General features: G+C 56.0%; 2 protein-coding genes. Both read left to right on the top strand.

The genetic code is table 11. From position 1 onward, the window contains the following. The first annotated feature begins 58 nt into the window (after nucleotides 1-58). Complete coding sequence (locus LAO21_23210; GenBank protein MBZ5555626.1) at nucleotides 59-1,099, top strand: IS630 family transposase; 1,041 nt, start codon at nucleotides 59-61, stop codon at nucleotides 1,097-1,099. Between the two features lie 321 nt (nucleotides 1,100-1,420). After that, a partial coding sequence (locus LAO21_23205) for a hypothetical protein (GenBank protein ID MBZ5555625.1) occupies nucleotides 1,421-2,937 on the top strand: 1,517 nt, incomplete at its 3' end.

The following is a 2,937-nucleotide window of genomic DNA, read 5'->3' as shown; positions in this document are numbered from 1 at the left end:
TTATTAATCAGAGCATAATATAGATGACAAGTAAGCAAAGTTATGTTATTGTGTCGTCATGAGAAAACAAGATGCTCGTTCGCTGCCGGGAAAAGCCCAGGAAGACCTTCGGCGGCGAGTCGTCGAAGCCGTCCAAGAAGGTCTTTCGCAATCGGAAGCGGCCCGGGTGTTTGGTGTGGCCCGCGGCACCGTGAACCGTTGGATGGGACTGTTGGAGCGAGAAGGCCGGCGAGCGCTGAAGGCACGGCGGCGAGGACGGCCCCCAGAATCGCGTTTGGCGCCGCATCAAGCGGCCACCACCGTGCGGATGATCGTCAGCGGTTGTCCCGATCAGTTGCGCCTGCCCTTTGCCCTGTGGACCCGAGAGGCGGTACAACAGTTGCTGGGGCGGAAGTTCGACGTCCAGGTTTCGGTGTGGACCGTGGGGCGGTATTTGCGTGCTTGGGGGCTGACGCCGCAGAAGCCGGTGCGGCGCGCCTACGAGCAAGATCCAGGGGCGGTCCGACAATGGCTGGAGGAAGAATACCCGGCCCTGCGCGCGGAGGCTCGACGCCAAAAGGCGCAGATTCATTGGCTGGACGAGATGGGCTTGCGCTCCGATCATCAAGCGGGACGCAGCTATGGGCGACGCGGCCAGACGCCGGTGGTGTGGGGAACCGGCCAGCGCTTCCGTTGTAACATGATTTCTTCGATCACCAATCGGGGACAGCTGGCTTTCATGGTCTTTCGTGAGCGTTTTACCTCTCGGGTGTTTCTGAACTTTCTCCGTCGCCTGGTGCGTTTGAGCCACAAGAAGCGGAGGAAAATCTTTCTGATCGCCGACGGGCATCCGGTTCATAGGGCACGCCCGGTCGCCCGCTGGTTGACCGCGCACACGGCGCAAGTCCGGATTTACTGGCTGCCCTCCTACAGCCCCGAACTGAATCCGGATGAACTGCTCAACCAGGACGTCAAGACCAATGCCTTGGGCCGCATTCGTCCCCTGGATATCGGCGAGATGGTGGGCCATGTTCGATCCTATCTTCGCATCACTCAAGGTCACCCTTCGGCCGTTCGGCGATACTTTCGCGGACCGCACGTCCAGTATGCGGCGCGATGAATAGTGTCATATATTTAGTGCTCGGAGTAATATGTCTACAATCGGCTTCAAGATGCACCGGAGGGAGGCTGGTCCATTGGCCGGACGTACGAGCTAGAAAGACATTACGCTTTTCAGGATTTCCTATGGCTGACGCCTACCGACCCCCTTGATCCGGATTATCAATTTCTTTTAGACCAACAAGAATGGGTAAGGTTCATTTTAAGAACGCCGGATGGCGCCACCCACGAGCTGCGACCCAACAATGCGACTGAGTTTCCCGGGAACCGCGATTTCCTCAAAGGGTACTTCAATAGCACGCCAGAGACGACACATCAATCCATGAGCTACTACTCGACCGATGGAAGCTATCTGTGGGCAGTCATCGACCCATCGCTTAGTTGGACGGTGTATTTCCCGGACGGGATGACAGTCCAAAATGGTGCTGGAGGCCAACGAATTCGGGATGCCAACGGCAACAGCATCGTGATCTATAGTACGGATAATGATCCGGCACGAAATAGAATAACAACTCATTACCAGGACGAAGGAACAGGACGCGAGATCAGATATGTGCATGACGCTGGAGGGAATCGGCCGGATAGTTCAGCTCAGATTCAATATCCAACGGTGGGGGGAGCACTCGTCACTATCGATCTAAATTTCGGAGCCACTTCAGTCCAATGGCTGACCTACAATCAGTTGGCGGGAAAAGATAATAACGGTCCGGGAGCCTGCAATGCGAGGGTGAGAGTCGATCATAATATCACGGTCTTGCGCTCGATTGTTCTTCCCGAGACCAATGGTACGAGCCGCCAGTTCACTTTCACGTACAACTCAGACAATGTAGTCCAGCGCATCCTGCCTCCAAATGCCCCCTGCGGAGAGCAGTTCCCCACGGAGCCCGTTCAAGCCTCCGGGGGTTGGGGTTCCTTGAGCCACATGAGTATGCCCTCCGGCGCTTCGGTCGACTATACATATAACTTTGATTTAATATTGAACCCTCCTATGGAGCAGAACCCGGCTCAGGAATCGATCACTCGAAAGACGCTCCACCATGACGGCGCAACCGACGTTTGGAATTACGAAATCGCTGATGGGAGCGAACGCCATTGGACGCATCTGAACTTTAGGGGGGAAAACGTGGTGGGACCGGGGGGAAGTATCTTGAACTTTAATCCGGTCGTGGATGCTGAATACACCACGCTGAAGGAGAACGGCGTCGCCGTGATGTCGGCGAAGATGTTCCAGTATGACTACAATGGCAATGTCACTCAAGAAACAGAGTATGACTGGTTTGACCCGGGTTCGGTGAATCGTGATGTTCAGGGAGTTCCAACTGGCCCTCCTGCGGGGGCAACCGTTTTGCGGGTGACCAATAGAAGTTATTACAACCAGGCTTCGGGGCCCGATTTGACGAATGTTTACGCGAGGCGGTCGATAACGACTGGAACGCCGTTGATACTCAACGCGCTACAGGAAACCACCGTTGGCGCCAGCTCCACGCAATTCAGCTACGACAATCAGGCATATGGAACCCCGCCCACACGCGGCAACCTCTCCCGGGAGAGTCGTTGGGATAGCGCCCACAACCAATGGGTTACAACACAGCACGCCTACGACAACTATGGCAACCGGACCTCCACCACAGATCCACTCGGCCATAGCGCTGCATATTATTATGAAGACTCGACCCATGCGCTGCCCACGAGTGTGGTCAGTGCGCTGAATGAAACGGTAGCACAGACGACCTACACCGCTTACGACTATTCGACCGGGCGGGTGACGAGTCAGACCGATCCCAATGGCAATGTGACAGCCACGGAGTACACCAACCAAATGACGGGCGCCCCGGACCC

The sequence above is a fragment of the Terriglobia bacterium genome, from assembly GCA_020073085.1.
Classification (GTDB): domain Bacteria; phylum Acidobacteriota; class Terriglobia; order JAIQFV01; family JAIQFV01; genus JAIQFV01.
This window is presented reverse-complemented; position numbering and strand designations above follow the sequence as displayed.

Excerpts from the sequence above, each read along its gene's own strand:
- LAO21_23210 (MBZ5555626.1), top strand. The coding sequence starts at position 59 with ATGAGAAAACAAGATGCTCGTTCGCTGCCGGGAAAAGCCCAGGAAGAC.